Source organism: Bradyrhizobium tropiciagri, assembly GCF_001189845.1.
Lineage (GTDB): Bacteria > Pseudomonadota > Alphaproteobacteria > Rhizobiales > Xanthobacteraceae > Bradyrhizobium > Bradyrhizobium tropiciagri.
On the sequence record NZ_LFLZ01000033.1, the window covers coordinates 19,184 to 35,215 of the forward strand.

Genomic DNA, 16,032 nt, shown 5'->3' on the forward strand with positions numbered 1-16,032 from the left:
ATTAGACTTGGAGCAGACCTGATGCTACAGACCAGCCTCGTCGGAACGCGCGGTTTTCGTGCTCTCTGGAGATAACATGGCGGCTCAGGACTTAAAGCGGCGCGTTGCGTTGATCACTGGCATCACCGGGCAGGATGGTGCGTATCTCGCGGAATATCTCCTCGGCCTCGGTTATATCGTGCACGGGGTCAAGCGCCGCTCGTCCTCGCTCAACACTGCGCGTGTCGACCATCTCTACCAGGACCCGCATGCCGGCAACGTGCCGTTCCTGATGCACTACGGCGACATGACCGATTCGACCAATCTGATCCGGCTGATGCAGCAGATCCGGCCAACCGAGATCTACAACCTCGCCGCCCAGAGCCACGTCCAGGTCAGCTTCGAGAGCCCCGAATACACCGCCAACGCCGACGCCATCGGCGTGCTGCGCCTTCTGGAGGCGATCCGCATCCTCGGCATGGAAAAGGAGACGCGGTTCTACCAGGCCTCGACCTCGGAGCTTTACGGGCTCGTGCAGGAAGTGCCGCAGAAGGAAACCACGCCGTTCTATCCGCGCTCGCCCTACGGCGTCGCCAAGCTCTACGGCTACTGGATCACGGTGAACTACCGCGAGGCCTATGGCATGTTCGCCAGCAACGGCATTCTGTTCAACCATGAGAGCCCGATCCGCGGCGAGACCTTCGTGACACGCAAGATCACACGCGGCGTTGCCCGCATCGAAGTCGGCCTCGAGAGCAAGCTCTATCTCGGCAATCTCGATGCCAAGCGGGACTGGGGCCATGCCCGCGACTATGTCGAGGGCATGCACCGGATCCTGCAGGTGGATGAGCCCGGCGACTACGTGCTCGCGACCGGCGAGACGCGCTCTGTGCGCGAATTCGTCGAGCTGGCGTTTGCGGAGGTCGGCCGCAGCATCGAATGGCGCGGCGCAGGCGTCGAGGAGATCGGTGTGGACAAGTCGTCCGGCGAGACGCTGGTGCAGATCGATCCGACCTATTTCCGTCCGACTGAGGTCGACCTTTTGATCGGCGACGCCAGCAAGGCGCGCGCCAAGCTCGGCTGGGCGCCGAAGACGTCGTTCGCACAACTGGTGAAGGAAATGGTCGCCAGCGATCTCGTCGAGGCCAGGCAGGATGCGGCCAATGGCAAGCACGGCGTTTGAACTGAAGGGCAAGACGGTTTTCGTCGCTGGCCATCGTGGCATGGTTGGCTCGGCGCTGATGCGCCGGCTGGCGCGTGAGCAGGCCGATCTCCTGACCGTCTCGCGCAGCGAGGTCGATTTGCGCGACCAGGGCGCGGTGAATTCCTGGTTCGCGGCGAAGCGCCCGCAGGCGGTGTTCCTCGCCGCGGCCAAGGTCGGCGGCATCGTCGCCAACAACACGCTGCGGGCGGAATTTCTCTACGACAATCTGGCGATCTCGACCAATCTGATCCGCGCGGCGCATGCCAATGGCTGCGAGAAGCTGATGTTCTTCGGTTCGTCCTGCATCTATCCGCGCCTGGCGCCGCAGCCGCTGCGCGAGGACTCGATGCTGACCGGTCCGCTGGAGCCGACCAACGAGCCCTATGCCATCGCCAAGATCGCCGGCATCAAGATGACCGAGGCCTATCGCAGCCAGTATGGCGCCGATTTCATCAGCGTGATGCCGACCAACCTCTACGGTCCCGGCGACAATTATCATCCCGAATACAGCCACGTCGTTGCGGCGCTGATCCGCCGCTTCCATGAGGCCAAGGTCTCGGGCGCCGCCGATGTCGTGGTGTGGGGCACGGGCACGCCGCGCCGTGAATTCCTCTATGTCGACGATCTCGCCGACGCCTGCATCCATTTGATGAAGACCTACTCCTCGTCGGAGCTGGTCAATATCGGCACCGGCGAGGACATCACGATCGCCGAATTCGCCCGCGTCGTTGCCGCCGCCGTCGGCTATCGCGGTGAGATCAGCTTCGACACCTCACGTCCCGACGGTACGCCGCGCAAGCTGCTCGACGTCAACAGGCTCGCCAAGCTCGGTTGGCGCGCCACCACGTCGCTCGAGGATGGCATCAAGCTCGCGTACCAGGCCTATCTGAACGAGACGAAGCAGGCGGCGGTGTAGCGCCGAGCGTCACTTCGCAGCCGTCCGCGGCGGCGCCTTCGCCAGCGCCATCGCCATCGCCGAGATCAGCGGCTTCATGAAGAACGCATCGTTGACCGGATAGATGTCGGTGCGCAGGCCGTAGGTCTTCAGTTCATCCGACACCACGGGCCCGACGGAGGCGATCGGCGTCTGCTCCAGGCCCTCGCGCAATTGCGCCTCGCACTTGTGCGCCTGTGCCACCTCGAGCAGGCGGCGAACCTGGCCGGAGCTCGTCAATGCGATCGCATCAATTTGGCCCCGCGCCATCTCGTCGATCGCGGTGACGATGTTGGCGTCGGCGGCCTGCGCATCATAGACATAGGGCAGCACGGTATCGACCTCGGCGCCCTGCGCCTTGATCGCACCGATCAGGGTGGCGTGATCCTTGTCAGGGTAGAGCTGCAGCCCGAGCCGATGTCCCTTCAGGTCGAGCTTCGACAGCATCTCGGCAACGCCTTCCGAGGTCGGCTTCTCCGTCGTCATTTGCGGCTCCAGCCCGATCTCGCGCAACGCGCGGCCGGGCTTGGGGCCGCGGGCGAATTTGCGCGCCTTGCCGAGGCCGCCGACGAACTCCGCCTCGACCCCGATCCGGCGCACGACCTTCATCAGCCGGCGCAGGCCTTCGCCGGTCATCAGCACGAGGTCGTCGAGCGGTCGTTCGATGGCGCGGCGAATCCAGGCCTCGATCGGTGCCGGATCCGGCGCATCGTGGATAGTGAACATCGGGCATTGCAGCACATCGGCGCCCTGCTCGGCGAGCAGACGGGAAAACTGCGCCTCCTCACGCGTCTCGAGGATCAGGATGCGGTAGCCGTTCAGCCGTTCAGCCATGATGGTCCCTAACAAACATTGTCGTCATTTGTTCGATTTGACCCCCGCGCCGGGATTGGCGCAAGGCCACCTGCAGTGATAGACGGGGGCCGAAAATGACCGTTCCACGCAACTGCTCAAGCTTTGGTCAATTGGCATGCCCGACCATCAATTCGTTCTGACCCTGTCCTGTCCGGACCGCCCCGGGATCGTCTCCGCGGTCTCGACCTTCCTCGCGCATAACGGCCAGAACATCCTGGACGCCCAGCAGTTCAACGATGTCGAGACCGGCAAGTTCTTCATGCGCGTGGTGTTCACCGCAGCCGACCTCGCGGTCGGGCTGCCGGCGCTGCAGACCGGCTTTGCCGCGATCGCCGAACGTTTCGGCATGGAATGGCAGATGCGCGACCGCGCCACCCGCCGCCGGGTGATGCTGCTGGTGTCGAAGTCCGATCATTGCCTGGTCGACATCCTCTATCGCTGGCGCACCGGTGAGCTCGAGATGATCCCGACCGCGATCGTCTCAAACCATCCGCGCGAGACCTACGGCTCGCTCGATTTCGGCGATATCCCGTTCCATCATCTGCCGGTGACCAAGGACACCAAGCGGCAGCAGGAAGACGCGGTGTGGCAGCTGGCGCAGGACACTAATACCGATCTCGTCGTGCTGGCCCGCTACATGCAGATCCTCTCGGACGAGATGTCGGCGCGGCTGTCGGGCCGCTGCATCAACATCCATCATTCCTTCCTGCCGGGCTTCAAGGGCGCCAAGCCCTATCACCAGGCGCATGAGCGCGGCGTCAAGCTGATCGGCGCCACCGCGCATTACGTCACCAGCGATCTCGACGAGGGGCCGATCATCGACCAGGACGTCGAGCGCATCAGCCATCGCGACACGCCCGAGGATCTCGTGCGCAAGGGCCGCGACATCGAGCGCCGCGTGCTGGCGCGGGCGATCCGCTACCATCTCGCCGACCGCGTCATCCTCAACGGGCGCAAGACCGTGGTGTTCGTGGACTGACCCCAGGTTCACCCGGTTGCCGCGCTTTGACTCCCATGGTGTCGCCTTGCATCGAGGTGCTGCATGAAACTCATCCACATGAGCGACATCCATCTGACGGCGCCGGGGAGGACGATCTTCGGCCGTGATCCCCTGGTCAATTTCGAGCGTGCGCTCGATCAGGTGCTTGCCGATCATCGCGATGCCGAGCTGATGGTGATCTCGGGCGACCTTTCCGATCTCGGCGACCTCGCGGACTATCGATTGCTGCGCGATCGCCTGAGCCGGTTTCCGATCCCGACGCGGCTCTGTATCGGCAACCACGACCATCGCGAGACGTTTCTCAGCGTGTTTCCCGAATGCGCCGACGCGGACGGCTTCGTACAAGGTGTGCACGACACGTCGGTCGGACGCGTTTTGCTGCTCGATACCTACGAGCCGCAGACGGCCGCCGGCAGCTTCTGCGAGACGCGGCAGGCCTGGCTGGAGCGGCAGCTATCCGAGCATGACGGGCCGTTCTTCCTGTTCATGCATCACAATCCATTCCCGACCCATATCGGCCCGGTGGACCGTATCGGCCTGCTCGACGATGCCGCGTTCCGCTCGATCGTCGCGAAGCACCGGAGCAAGATCCGGCACATCTTCTTCGGTCACTGCCACATGGTGCTGAGCGGTTCGGTTGCCGGCATCCCCACGACCTCGCTGCGCGGAACCAACCACGCCAGCTATCCGGTGTTTGCGGAGGTGCTGACGGTCGCCGATTTGCCGGAGTCCTACGGCGTGGCGTTCATCGGCGACGACTACGTCACCGTGCACATGGTGGAGTTCGGGTACCGCGGCGAAATCATCAGCGAGGGTGCCCTCGACTAGGCCGCGCTCAGTGGGCAGCGCCCTGCGTGGTCGCCGCCGGCTTGGCGTCGTCGCCGCGCTCGGCCGCGGGCATCAGGCGCTTGCGCTCCCGTTCCTGCATAAACTTATCATACTCCGGGGTGCCCGGCCGCGGCGGCGCATCGGCGGGCAGGCCACCCGCCCAGGCCGGAATGTAGTCGGCCATCCCGGCCGAGACCTTTTGGTTCATTGAGCTGCACCCCCCGAGCGCGCAGGCCGCGAGCGCGAGGGCAGTCAGGACACGGATGTGGCGTGTGAAGATCGGCATTGGCGGCAGCATACAGCCTGGTCTTTATGGATCATGATGTTGGGCGCGACCGTTCGGCTGCAATTGTGCTTGTTTGTTGACATTGGCGATTGATTTGTACGATCGTACAAATGAATCGAGATCGCGGCCCGCTTTAGCTCGCGAGACCGGTTCTCGTTGGGGGCGTTGAGTTTCGGGGAGCGATTCTGGTATCCTGATACTTGTGGCTACGGCTGGGTCCGATCGCGCCACGCGCGACACACGTCCATCGTCCGATTGACAATAGGGCGCTTCGAGACGCCTTGTCGCGTTGCGGCTTGGCCGCAACATGCTTGGGTTAAGGCAAGGGCCGGGCACTCGGCTCGAGGCAGAAGAATGGAAGGGGGAGGGATGTCGATGTTCAATCGTCGCAAGATGTTGCTGTGGGGCGCCGCTTCGGCCGCGCTTTACGGGTTTTGCGCCAGCGTGCCGGCACGGGCGGACGACGCCGTCAAGATTGGCCTGATCCTGCCGATGACCGGCGGCCAGGCCTCGACCGGCAAGCAGATCGACAATGCGATCAAGCTCTACATGCAGCAGAACGGCGACACCGTCGCCGGCAAGAAGATCGAGGTCATCCTGAAGGACGACGCCGCGGTGCCCGACAACACCAAGCGACTCGCCCAGGAGCTGATCGTCAACGACAAGGTCAATTTCATTGCCGGCTTCGGCGTGACGCCGGCCGCGCTTGCGGCCGCGAAGCTTGCCACGGAGGCGAAGATCCCGGAAGTCGTGATGGCGGCCGGCACCTCGATCGTCACCGAGCGCTCGCCCTATATCGTGCGCACCAGCTTCACGCTGGCGCAGTCCTCCACCATCATCGGCGACTGGGCGGTCAAGAACGGCATCAAGAGAGTCGCGACGCTGACCTCTGACTATGCGCCCGGCAACGATGCGCTGACCTTCTTCAAGCAGCACTTCACCGCCGGCGGCGGCGAGATCGTGGAAGAGGTCAAGGTCCCGCTCGCCAATCCCGACTTCGCGCCGTTCCTGCAGCGCATGAAGGATTCCAAGCCCGACGCGATGTTCGTGTTCGTGCCGGCAGGGCAGGGTGGCAATTTCATGAAGCAATATGCCGAGCGCGGGCTCGACAAGAGCGGCATGAAGGTGATCGGCCCCGGCGACGTCATGGACGACGACCTGCTCAACAACATGGGCGATGCCGCGCTCGGCGCGGTGACGGCGCATCTTTATTCCGCGGCGCATCCCTCCCAGATGAACAAGGATTTCGTCGCCGCCTACAAGAAGGCGTTCGGCAACCGTCCGGGCTTCATGGCGATCAGCGGCTATGACGGCATCCATCTGATCTACGAGGCGCTGAAGAAGACCAATGGCGCGACCGACGGCGACAAGCTGATCGAGGCGATGAAGGGCATGAAGTGGGAGAGCCCGCGCGGTCCGATCTCGATCGATCCGGAAACCCGCGACATCGTGCAGAACATCTATATCCGCAAGGTCGAGAAGGTCGACGGCGAGCTCTACAACGTCGAGTTCGCGACCTTCGAGGCGGTCAAGGATTCCGGCAAGACCAAGAAGTGACGCGCGAAGCTCCGCCTCCCTCCACGTCATGGCCGGACAAGCCGGCCATGACGGCCACTTGACGTGGTATCCTTTGCGTCCTCTCGGCTGAGCTGACTTGATGGCCTCTATCCTCACCAACCTGTTCGACGGCGTCGCCTACGGCATGCTGCTGTTCGTGCTCGCCTGCGGGCTGGCGGTGACGCTCGGGCTGATGAACTTCGTCAACCTCGCGCACGGCGCCTTCGCGATGGCCGGCGGCTATATCTGCGCGGTGCTGGTCAATCAGTCCGGCTGGCCGTTCTTCGCCGCGCTGCCGCTCGCCTTTGTCGGCAGCGCCCTGATCGGCATCGCGCTGGAGCGCACGCTGTACCGCCATCTCTACAGCCGCAGCCATCTCGATCAGGTGCTGTTCTCGATCGGTCTGGTGTTCATGTCGGTCGCGGCGGTCGACTACATCATGGGATCGTCGCGGGTCTTCATCAAATTGCCGGCGGCGCTGGAGGGGCAGATCGATCTGTTCGGCGTCGGCATAGGCCGCTACCGGCTGATGATCGTCGTGATCTGCGGCCTGCTCACGCTGGCGCTGCAGTTGATCCTCGCGAAGACGCGGTTCGGCAGCCGCCTGCGCGCCGCGGTCGACGATCCGCGCGCCGCGATCGGGCTCGGCATCAACGTGCCGCAAGTGTTCGCCTTCACCTTCGCCTTCGGCTGCGGCCTCGCCGGTCTCGGCGGCGCGCTGAGCGCGGAGATCCTGGGGCTCGATCCGTACTTCCCGCTCAAATTCATGATCTACTTCCTGATCGTGGTGACGGTCGGCGGCTCGTCCTCGATCACCGGGCCGTTCCTCGCCTCGCTGCTGCTCGGCATCGCCGACGTCGCCGGCAAATATTACGTGCCCAAGCTCGGCCCCTTCGTGATCTACACGGTCATGATCGTGATTCTGCTCTGGCGTCCGAACGGCCTGTTCGGCCGGACCGCGGCGCGGTGAGGCTGATATGACCGCGCTGTCCGACGTCTCCTCTCATGCGATGGCCAGCGCGCGCTGGCGGATCAGCGAGGTCGCGTTCTGGGCGCTGGCGCTCGCCTGCGCATTCCTGTTCCAGTCGCGCTACCTGATCATGACCGACATCGTGCGGCTCGGTCTGTTCGCGCTGTCGCTCGACCTGATCCTCGGCTATGCCGGAATCGTCTCGCTCGGCCACGCAGCCTTCTTCGGCGTCGGCGCCTATTCGGCCGGCTTGCTGGCGCTGCACGGCATCATCAACGAGCCGGTCATCGCGCTGGTCGCCGCGGGTCTCGTTGCGGCGGTGCTCGGCTTCCTGACCAGCTTCCTGGTCATCCGCGGCGTCGACCTGACCCGGCTGATGGTAACGCTCGGCATCGCGCTGCTGCTGGAAGCGCTCGCCGAACGCTTCTCCGATATCACCGGCGGCACCGATGGCCTGCAGGGAATCGAGATGCAGCCGATCCTCGGGCTGTTTGCCTTCGACATGTTCGGCAAGACCGGGTTCTTCTACTCGCTGATCGTGCTGTTCATCCTGTTCCTGCTGGCGCGCCGCGTGGTGCATTCGCCGTTCGGCCTGTCGCTGCGGTCGATCAAGAACAATCCGTTGCGCGCGGCCGCGATCGGCGTGCCGGTCAACCGCCGCCTGATCGCGGTCTATACGCTGGCCGCGTTCTATGCCGGGATCGCCGGCGCGCTGTTCACCCAGACCACGGCACTTGCTTCCCTTGACGTATTTTCTTTCGAGCGCTCCGCCGACCTGATGCTGGTGCTCGTGATCGGCGGTACCGGCTATCTCTATGGCGGCCTGATTGGCGCCGTCGTGTTCAAGATGCTGCAGGAGTTGTTCCAGAGCATCACCCCGCAATACTGGCTGTTCTGGATCGGCCTTGTGCTTGTCGTGATCGTGATGGTCGGCCGCGCGCGCATCCATCGCTGGGTGCTGTTCGTGCCGAATCTGGTCATCCGCCAATTCGCCGGCCGCAAGGCGGCCGTTGCCGTGCCGGAGAGCGACGTGTCATGACGATCGCGCTGGAAACCCGCAATCTCGAGAAATCCTTCGGCGGCCTTCGCGTCACCCGCGACCTCTCGCTGAAGGTGATGCAAGGTGCCCGCCATGCGCTGATCGGACCGAACGGTGCGGGCAAGACCACCGTCATCAATCAGCTCACCGGCGTGCTGACGCCGAACAGCGGCCGCATCCTGCTCGAAGGTGCCGACATCACCGGCCTCTCCGTACACAAACGGGTGCTGCGCGGGTTGTCGCGCACCTTCCAGATCAACCAGCTCTATGCTGACCTGACCCCGCTCGAGACCATCGGGCTTGCGGTCTCCGAGCGAATGGGTCGCGGCGGCGACTGGTGGCGGCGGATGGGAACGCGCGCCGACGTCAATGCCGAGATTGCCGAGATCCTGTCGCGCTTTCACCTGCTCGACGTCATGACCGAGCTCACCGCGACATTGCCTTACGGCAAGCAGCGCCTGCTCGAGATCGCGGTCGCGATTGCGGCGAAACCACGGGTGCTGCTGCTCGACGAGCCCGCGGCCGGCGTCCCCGAAAGCGAGCGCCACGATATCCTGGCGGCGGTCGCAGCGCTGCCGCGCGACGTCACCGTGCTGTTGATCGAGCACGACATGGACCTCGTGTTCTCCTTCGCCGACCGCATCTCGGTGCTGGTCAACGGCGGGTTGCTTACCGAGGGCGCGCCCGACGAGGTCGCGCGCGATCCGCAGGTGAGGGCGGTCTATCTCGGCGAGGCCGCCGATGCCTGACCTGCTCTCCATCCAGGGCCTGCGCGCCGGATACGGCGAGGCCGTGGTGCTGCCCGATATGTCGCTGGCGCTTGCCGACGGCCAGGTGCTCGCGCTGCTCGGCCGCAACGGCACCGGCAAGACCACGCTGATCAATTCGATCGTCGGTATCACCAGCCGCTTCGGCGGCAGCGTGGCGCTCGCAGGCCGTGACGTCACGGCACTGCGGCCCGACCAGCGCGCCCGCGCCGGGATCGGCTGGGTGCCGCAGGAGCGCAACATCTTCCGCTCGCTGACGGTGGAAGAGAACATGACCGCGGTGGCGCAGCCGGGGCCGTGGACGGTCGAGCGGGTGTACGAGATGTTTCCGCGGCTGAAGGAGCGGCGCGGCAATTTCGGCAACCAGCTGTCGGGCGGCGAGCAGCAGATGCTGGCGATCGGCCGGGCGCTGACCTTGAACCCCAAGGTGCTGCTGCTCGACGAGCCGACCGAAGGCCTCGCGCCGATCATCGTTGAGGAATTGTTAAAGGCGATCGGAACCATCACGCGCTCGGGCGGTATCTGCTCGATCATCGTCGAGCAGAACGCGCAAAAGATTCTGGGGCTCGCCGACCGCGTTGTGATATTGGAACGCGGCATGATCGTGCACGATGCGGCGAGCAGCGCGCTGAAAGCCGATCCCTCCGTCCTCGAGCGCCATCTCGGCGTCGCCGGGACCAAAAAACACTGACGACCTCAGGGAGTTCACCATGCAGCGAACCAAGCCTCCGTTCCGCGCCGACGAGGTCGGCAGCCTGTTGCGGCCGCCGAAGATCAAGGAGGCCCGCGCCAAGCTGGAGAAGGGCGAGATCTCGGCCGACGAGCTGCGCAAGGTCGAGGACATGGAGATCGAGAAGGTCGTACACAAGCAGGCCTCGGTCGGCCTGAAGCTTGCGACCGACGGCGAGTTCCGCCGCTCCTGGTGGCATTTCGATTTCCTCAGCCACCTGACCGGCTGCGAGCTGTTCCATCCCGACATGGGCATCCAGTTCGCGGGCGTGCAGACCCGGCATGACGCCATCCGGGTGATCGGCAAGCTGGACTTTTCCGATCAGCATCCGATGCTCGATCACTTCAGGTTCCTGAAGAAGTACGCTGACCAGGCGCATGTCACGCCGAAGATGACGATCCCCTCGCCGGCGGTGCTGCACTTCCGCGGCGGCCGCAAGCTGATCTCGAAGGAGGTCTACCCGGATCTCGAGGAGTTCTATCAGGACCTCGGCAAGACCTATCGCAAGGCAGTGAAGGCGTTCTACGACGCCGGTTGCCGCTACCTGCAATTCGACGACACTGTCTGGGCCTATCTGTGCTCGCAGGAGGAATTGCAGAAATCGCGCGACCGCGGCGACGATCCCGATGGCTTGCAGGAGATCTACGCGCGCGTCATCAACTACGCGATCGCCGATCGTCCGTCCGACATGGTGATCACGACGCATGTCTGCCGCGGCAATTTCCGCTCGACCTGGATTTCCTCCGGCGGCTATGAACCGGTCGCCGAGACCATGCTCGCCGGCACCAATTACGACGGCTATTTCCTGGAATATGATTCCGACCGCGCCGGCGGCTTCGAGCCGCTGCGCTTCCTGCCGAAGGGCAACAAGGTCGTGGTGGTCGGCGTCATCACCTCGAAGTTCGGCGAGCTAGAGAAGAAGGACGATATCAAGCGGCGGCTGGAGGAGGCGGCGAAGTTCGCCCCGATCGAGCAGCTCGCGGTGTCCCCGCAATGCGGCTTCGCCTCGACCGAGGAGGGCAACATCCTCTCCGAGGAAGAGCAGTGGGCCAAGCTCAGGCTCGCCGTCGAGGTCGCGAACGAGGTGTGGGGCAAGTAAGACCGTCTCCGTCGTCATTGCGAGCCAACGGGTCGCGCGAACGCGCGCCCGATGACAGGCTCCACGAAGCAATCCACGTCCCCGCGCGGACAGAATGGATTGCTTCGTCGCTTCGCTCCTCGCAATGACGGGTGAGGGGGCCGCTTCACTGCTCCGCCAGATAGACCTCGCCGAGCAACGAAGAGTTCGACCACGGCACCTGCTTGTCCTTGGTCGCGGCGACGACCTCGGCGCGGACCCGCGTCAGCATCTGCTGCACTTCGAGGCCGGGCGTGCCGACATGGCGCGACAGTGCCGCAGAAAACGGGCTGTTGGCGCCTTCGCCGTCGAGTGCGACCTGGCCCGGCGCGGTCGCGAACGCGATCAGCGTGCCGGCGCCTAGCGTCGAGCCTGACCCGAGCGTAGCGGGCGCGGCAAGGCCGGAGCCGGCCTCGATGCCGCGGCTGGGCCCTGTGGACGCCACCTGCGGCGCCGTCGGATTGTTACGGCAGGCATCGAGGATCAGGATGTTGGTGCGGATCTGATCGTCGAGGCCGGCCATGATCGTATCCATATCGACCATCGCATCGGTCATGCGCCCGCCTGCCTTGAACTCGATATCGACAGGCACGAGGTAATTGCGGCCGTCGACCTGCACGCCATGGCCGGCGTAATAGACCACGGCGATCTGCGACTGCGTCGCCTCGCGCAGGAAGTCGTGGATCGTCCTCTGCATCGCGTCGCGGTCGAGATCGAGACCCTCCGAAACGGTGAAGCCGATGTCGCGCAGGCTCCTGGCGATGGCGCGTGCATCGTTGGGCGGATTGGGTAGCGCCTTCACATGCGCATAGGCGCCGTTGCCGATCACGAGCGCGACGCGCCGGCCGGCCGCTGCGGCTTGCACGCGTGCCGCCGGTGCGGCCGGATGAGCTGCGGCGGGCGCCGGCGGTGCGGGAGCGGGGCTGCTCTCGGCGGCAGGCACTGCCGCGGTCTTGCGTGGTGCTGCGTCAGCCTCCTTCAGCAGCGCGATCCGCACCTTGGCGGTGGCCTGGTTGGCTTTGCTGCCGACGTCGGAGGCGATGCCCTCGATCACCACAGCGTAGTCTTCCTTGGCGTGCGCCGCGTCGCCCTTGGCTTCATAGGCGAGGCCGCGCTGGGTGTAGGCCGAGATCAGCACGCTGCCGGGCGGCGTCATGATGTTGACGGGCGCTTTCGCCTTCGCGAGCCGGATCGCGTCCGTCGTGTCCGCGATCGCGCGCGCGATGTCGCCCTTGGCGCGCCAGATCACGGCACGGCGGATCAGCGGCTGCGGCAGTGACGGATCGATCCTGACGGCCTCGTTGATGTCGGCGAGCGCGCCGTCGAGATCGCCGAGCGCCTGCTTCGACGCGCCGCGGTTCTGATAGGAGAACGCCGACCTCGGATCGGCCTTGATCGCCGCGTCATAGTCGGCAATCGCCTTGGCGTAGTCACCCTTGCCGCGATAGGCGTTGCCGCGGTTGTGATAGATGATGCCGCTCGGCGGCCCCATCCGCAGCGCGTCGTTGAAGTCGGCGATTGCGATGTCGTACTCGCCCTTGTCGTAATAGGCCGAGCCGCGCAGATTGTAGACGGCAGTGCTGGGCTTGAGACGCAGCGCCTCGGTCGCGTCCGCGATCACCTGCGGGTAGTTGCCCTTCTTGTTCCAGCCGACTGCGCGCCAGAAATAGATGGTCGCGAGCTTCTCGCCGGAAACCACCTTTAGCACGATGATCTTGGTGCAGGCGTCGATCATCTGGTCGGCCGGCGTGGTGTCGGTCGTGCAGAGCGGGCCGAGCTGGGAACGCGTCTGGGCGAAACCGGGCGCCGACCACAGGGCGGCAAGCAGCAGGCAGGGGATCAGGAGCAGGCGGCGCATCGGTTATCCGGGCGTGGCGGCCGTCATGGTGATCGGCGACGGCGAGGTGGTTCTGGAGGCGATCATGAATGTTTGGTGATCGGGCGGCAGAGGGGGTTCAACTGGTGGGAAAACGGTGGTAAGACCTCGCCGCACACTATCTCTGCCCACTTTTGTCCCACTCGCTGCTGCCCACTCCAGGCGCCATGAAGAACGACGAAATCCTCAGCCAGATCACGGATTTCTGCCGGCGCTCCGACATGGCGGAGACGACGTTCGGCCGCCGTGCCGTCAATGACGGCAAGCTGGTGCACCGGCTGCGCGAGGGCAAGCGCATCACCATCGATACGCTCGATCGCATCAATGGCTTCATCGCGACGTCGACGCCGGGGGGCGTGGCGCCGCCGCGCGGGCTCGTGGTGCCGCCGGAAAAGCGCGATCCGAGGGGTAATTTCCGCTTCTTCGAGAACCGCCAGCGCTATCTGCTGTTCGTGCATACCTGCAGCGAGAAGCGGGTGATCGCCGACCGGGTCGCGTTGGAACTGGGCGCGATCCACCCCCGGCCGCCGGCGCTGCGGGTGTTCGACGCCGGGATGGGCGATGGCACCGTGCTGGCGCGGGTCCTGCGTGCCATGCATGGCCGCTTCCCACATATGCCGTTCTATGTCGCCGGCAAGGAACTGAGCCTCGAGGACGTCCGCCTCACCCTGGACAAAGTCCCGGACCGTCTGTTTGAGCACCCGGCCAGTGTCTTCGTGTTCACCAACATGTATTACGCCGAGGCGCCCTGGCTGACGCCGAAGAACTCCGCGGCGGCCGCCAGCATGATCTGGCACGAAGTGGCGCTGCGCGGGGCCTCCTCCGGCGAATTCGAGGCCCAGATCGCGGAACTCGGTCCATTCCTGGAGCAGAATTGGCGGGCCAATCTCAGTCCCGGCAATGCGATGCCAATCTATGAGCGGCCGGTGGCACTGGTGCTGTACCGCGACGATCACCGCTTCCTGCTCGATTCCATCATTCCGCGGGCCGGCCGCACCGAAGCGAATTTCGATCTTGTGATCGCCTCGCAACCCTACCGCGCGAAGTCCTCGGTGAACTTTCGCGCCAAGCGGATCATCGCGCCGCTGGCCCGCGCGCTGCGCGGCGGCGGGCGGCTGATAGGAATCCACTCCCACGGAAGCGATCCCGGGCTTGAAATGATTCAAGCGTCTGGCCCGGAGAAAATCCTTTCGCCGTCAGCCGCCATGAGATACTGCGCGCGGTGAAATACGAGTTGGGCTCGGCGGGTCGCGAGCTGAACTTCAATGCCTACGCCGATAATCGCTCGATCTTCCGATATGATATGGAAGCGCTGCCTAATGAGGTGACCGGCTCGATCGGAACCTCGACGGCCTTTGCCGCGTGGAATGCCGCGGTGTATGTCGCGCAGATCGAAGATGAGCGGTTGGTCGAAACGACCGAAAACGGACGAGCTCTCGAGGCCACACGCGAAGTTCTCCGCAAACACAACGGGCTGTGGTTCTACGACGAATCCTACGTCATCTCACGGCGACGAGACTGACATGCCGGGGACATATTCACCAACCAACGTCGGACTTCGACGAAACAAGGGGTTTGCTTGAATGCGCGCGTCTTATCTCTTCACCAGCGAGTCGGTCTCGGAAGGCCATCCGGACAAGGTCTGCGATCGTATCTCGGATGAGATCGTCGATCTGTTCTACCGTGAGGGACCGAAAGCGGGCATCGACCCGTGGCAGATCCGTGCGGCCTGCGAGACGCTCGCGACCACCAACAAGGTGGTGATCGCCGGCGAAACGCGCGGCCCGAGCTCGGTCACCAACGACCACATCGAGAGCGTCGTGCGCGGCGCCATCAAGGACATCGGCTACGAGCAGGACGGCTTCCACTGGAAGACCTGCGACATCGAGATCCTGCTGCATCCGCAGTCGGCCGATATCGCGCAGGGCGTCGACGCGCTGCAGCCGGGCGAGGTCAAGGAAGAGGGTGCCGGCGACCAGGGCATCATGTTCGGTTACGCCACCAACGAGACGCCGGACCTGATGCCGGCGCCGATCTTCTACGCCCACAAGATCCTGCGCCTGATCTCCGAAGCGCGCCACTCCGGCAAAGAGAAGGTGCTGGGTCCGGACTCCAAGAGCCAGGTCACCGTGCAGTACGAGAACGGCAAGCCGGTCGGCGTCCGCGAGATCGTGGTCTCGCACCAGCATCTGGTCGAGGATCTCTCCTCCAACCAGATCCGCGACATCGTCGAGCCGTATGTGCGCGAGGCGCTGCCGAAGGAGTGGATCAACGGCAAGACGATCTGGCACATCAATCCGACCGGCAAGTTCTTCATCGGCGGTCCCGACGGCGATTCCGGCCTGACCGGCCGCAAGATCATTGTCGACACTTACGGCGGCGCGGCTCCGCATGGCGGCGGCGCGTTCTCCGGCAAGGATCCGACCAAGGTCGACCGTTCGGCAGCTTATGCCGCGCGCTACGTCGCCAAGAACATCGTCGCGGCCGGTCTTGCCGACCGCTGCACGCTGCAGCTCGCCTACGCGATCGGCGTGGCGCGTCCGCTGTCGATCTACATCGACACCCACGGCACCGGTAAGGTGTCGGAGGACGAGCTCGAGAAGGCGGCGGCCAAGGCGATGGATCTGACGCCGCGCGGCATCCGCACCCATCTCGATCTCAACCGCCCGATCTACGCGCGCACCTCGGCCTACGGCCATTTCGGCCGCACGCCGGACAATGAGGGCGGCTTCTCCTGGGAGAAGACCGATCTCGTCGAGCCGCTGAAGCGCGCGCTCTAACGCTTGCGTCATTCCGGGGCGCTCGCGAGAGCGAGCGAACCCGGAATCCTCTTCCGTCAGTTCCAGATTCCGGGTTCGTCTCTTCGAGGCGCCCCGGAATGACCAGTTCA

General features: G+C 64.6%; 14 protein-coding genes and 1 pseudogene. 12 read left to right on the top strand and 3 right to left on the bottom strand.

All coding sequences use genetic code 11. The features are described from left to right. Nucleotides 1-76 precede the first annotated feature (76 nt). Both gmd and fcl read left to right on the top strand, forming a co-directional pair. On the top strand, nt 77-1,162 hold the full coding sequence (gene gmd / locus AKN84_RS24430) for a GDP-mannose 4,6-dehydratase (RefSeq protein ID WP_050423147.1): 1,086 nt from the start codon (nt 77-79) through the stop codon (nt 1,160-1,162). Then, the gene (gene fcl, locus AKN84_RS24435; RefSeq protein WP_050423148.1) at nt 1,143-2,099 is read left to right on the top strand and encodes a GDP-L-fucose synthase; all 957 of its coding nucleotides are present in this window, start codon (nt 1,143-1,145) and stop codon (nt 2,097-2,099) included. The genes gmd and fcl overlap by 20 nt, the downstream gene beginning before the upstream one ends. Before the next feature lie 9 nt (nt 2,100-2,108). Here the strand turns inward: fcl and AKN84_RS24440 are convergent, their stop codons facing one another. After that, entirely contained in the window at nt 2,109-2,951 is an 843-nt protein-coding gene (locus AKN84_RS24440) for a uroporphyrinogen-III synthase (RefSeq protein ID WP_050423149.1), read from the bottom strand. Nucleotides 2,952-3,087: 136 nt separating this feature from the next. On the opposite strand from AKN84_RS24440, the gene purU reads away from it, so the two are divergent. Then, nucleotides 3,088-3,951 (top strand): formyltetrahydrofolate deformylase, encoded by an 864-nt coding sequence (gene purU / locus AKN84_RS24445; protein WP_050423150.1) that lies wholly within the window; start codon nt 3,088-3,090, stop codon nt 3,949-3,951. 63 nt (nt 3,952-4,014) lie between these two features. After that, a complete protein-coding gene (locus AKN84_RS24450) occupies nt 4,015-4,800 on the top strand; it encodes a phosphodiesterase (protein WP_050423151.1) in 786 nt (261 codons plus the stop codon). Nucleotides 4,801-4,807: 7 nt separating this feature from the next. On the opposite strand, the gene AKN84_RS24455 is transcribed toward AKN84_RS24450, so the two are convergent. Beyond that, nucleotides 4,808-5,008 (bottom strand): hypothetical protein, encoded by a 201-nt coding sequence (locus tag AKN84_RS24455; RefSeq protein ID WP_430649926.1) that lies wholly within the window; start codon nt 5,006-5,008, stop codon nt 4,808-4,810. A 453-nt stretch (nt 5,009-5,461) separates the two neighbouring features. Between AKN84_RS24455 and AKN84_RS24460 the strand changes: the two genes are divergently transcribed. From AKN84_RS24460 to AKN84_RS24485, 6 genes are all read left to right on the top strand, one after another. After that, complete coding sequence (locus AKN84_RS24460) at nt 5,462-6,643, top strand: ABC transporter substrate-binding protein (RefSeq protein ID WP_050423201.1); 1,182 nt, start codon at nt 5,462-5,464, stop codon at nt 6,641-6,643. 100 nt (nt 6,644-6,743) lie between these two features. Then, nucleotides 6,744-7,613, top strand: a complete 870-nt coding sequence (locus tag AKN84_RS24465) for a branched-chain amino acid ABC transporter permease (RefSeq protein ID WP_050423152.1) — start codon at nt 6,744-6,746, stop codon at nt 7,611-7,613. 7 nt (nt 7,614-7,620) lie between these two features. Beyond that, on the top strand, nt 7,621-8,652 hold the full coding sequence (locus AKN84_RS24470; RefSeq protein WP_050423153.1) for a branched-chain amino acid ABC transporter permease: 1,032 nt from the start codon (nt 7,621-7,623) through the stop codon (nt 8,650-8,652). Further along, a complete protein-coding gene (locus AKN84_RS24475; RefSeq protein WP_050423154.1) occupies nt 8,649-9,401 on the top strand; it encodes an ABC transporter ATP-binding protein in 753 nt (250 codons plus the stop codon). The genes AKN84_RS24470 and AKN84_RS24475 overlap by 4 nt, the downstream gene beginning before the upstream one ends. Then, entirely contained in the window at nt 9,394-10,110 is a 717-nt protein-coding gene (locus tag AKN84_RS24480) for an ABC transporter ATP-binding protein (protein ID WP_050423155.1), read from the top strand. Before AKN84_RS24475 ends, AKN84_RS24480 begins: the two co-directional genes overlap by 8 nt. Nucleotides 10,111-10,129: 19 nt before the next feature. Further along, nucleotides 10,130-11,248 (top strand): cobalamin-independent methionine synthase II family protein, encoded by a 1,119-nt coding sequence (locus AKN84_RS24485; RefSeq protein WP_050423156.1) that lies wholly within the window; start codon nt 10,130-10,132, stop codon nt 11,246-11,248. Between the two features lie 145 nt (nt 11,249-11,393). Here the strand turns inward: AKN84_RS24485 and AKN84_RS24490 are convergent, their stop codons facing one another. Then, on the bottom strand, nt 11,394-13,124 hold the full coding sequence (locus AKN84_RS24490) for a caspase family protein (protein ID WP_050423157.1): 1,731 nt from the start codon (nt 13,122-13,124) through the stop codon (nt 11,394-11,396). A 185-nt stretch (nt 13,125-13,309) separates the two neighbouring features. On the opposite strand from AKN84_RS24490, the pseudogene AKN84_RS24495 reads away from it, so the two are divergent. Further along, nucleotides 13,310-14,664 (top strand): annotated as a pseudogene (locus tag AKN84_RS24495) (hypothetical protein). A gap of 61 nt (nt 14,665-14,725) precedes the next feature. Next, complete coding sequence (metK, locus tag AKN84_RS24500) at nt 14,726-15,922, top strand: methionine adenosyltransferase (protein WP_050423158.1); 1,197 nt, start codon at nt 14,726-14,728, stop codon at nt 15,920-15,922. Nucleotides 15,923-16,032 lie beyond the last annotated feature (110 nt).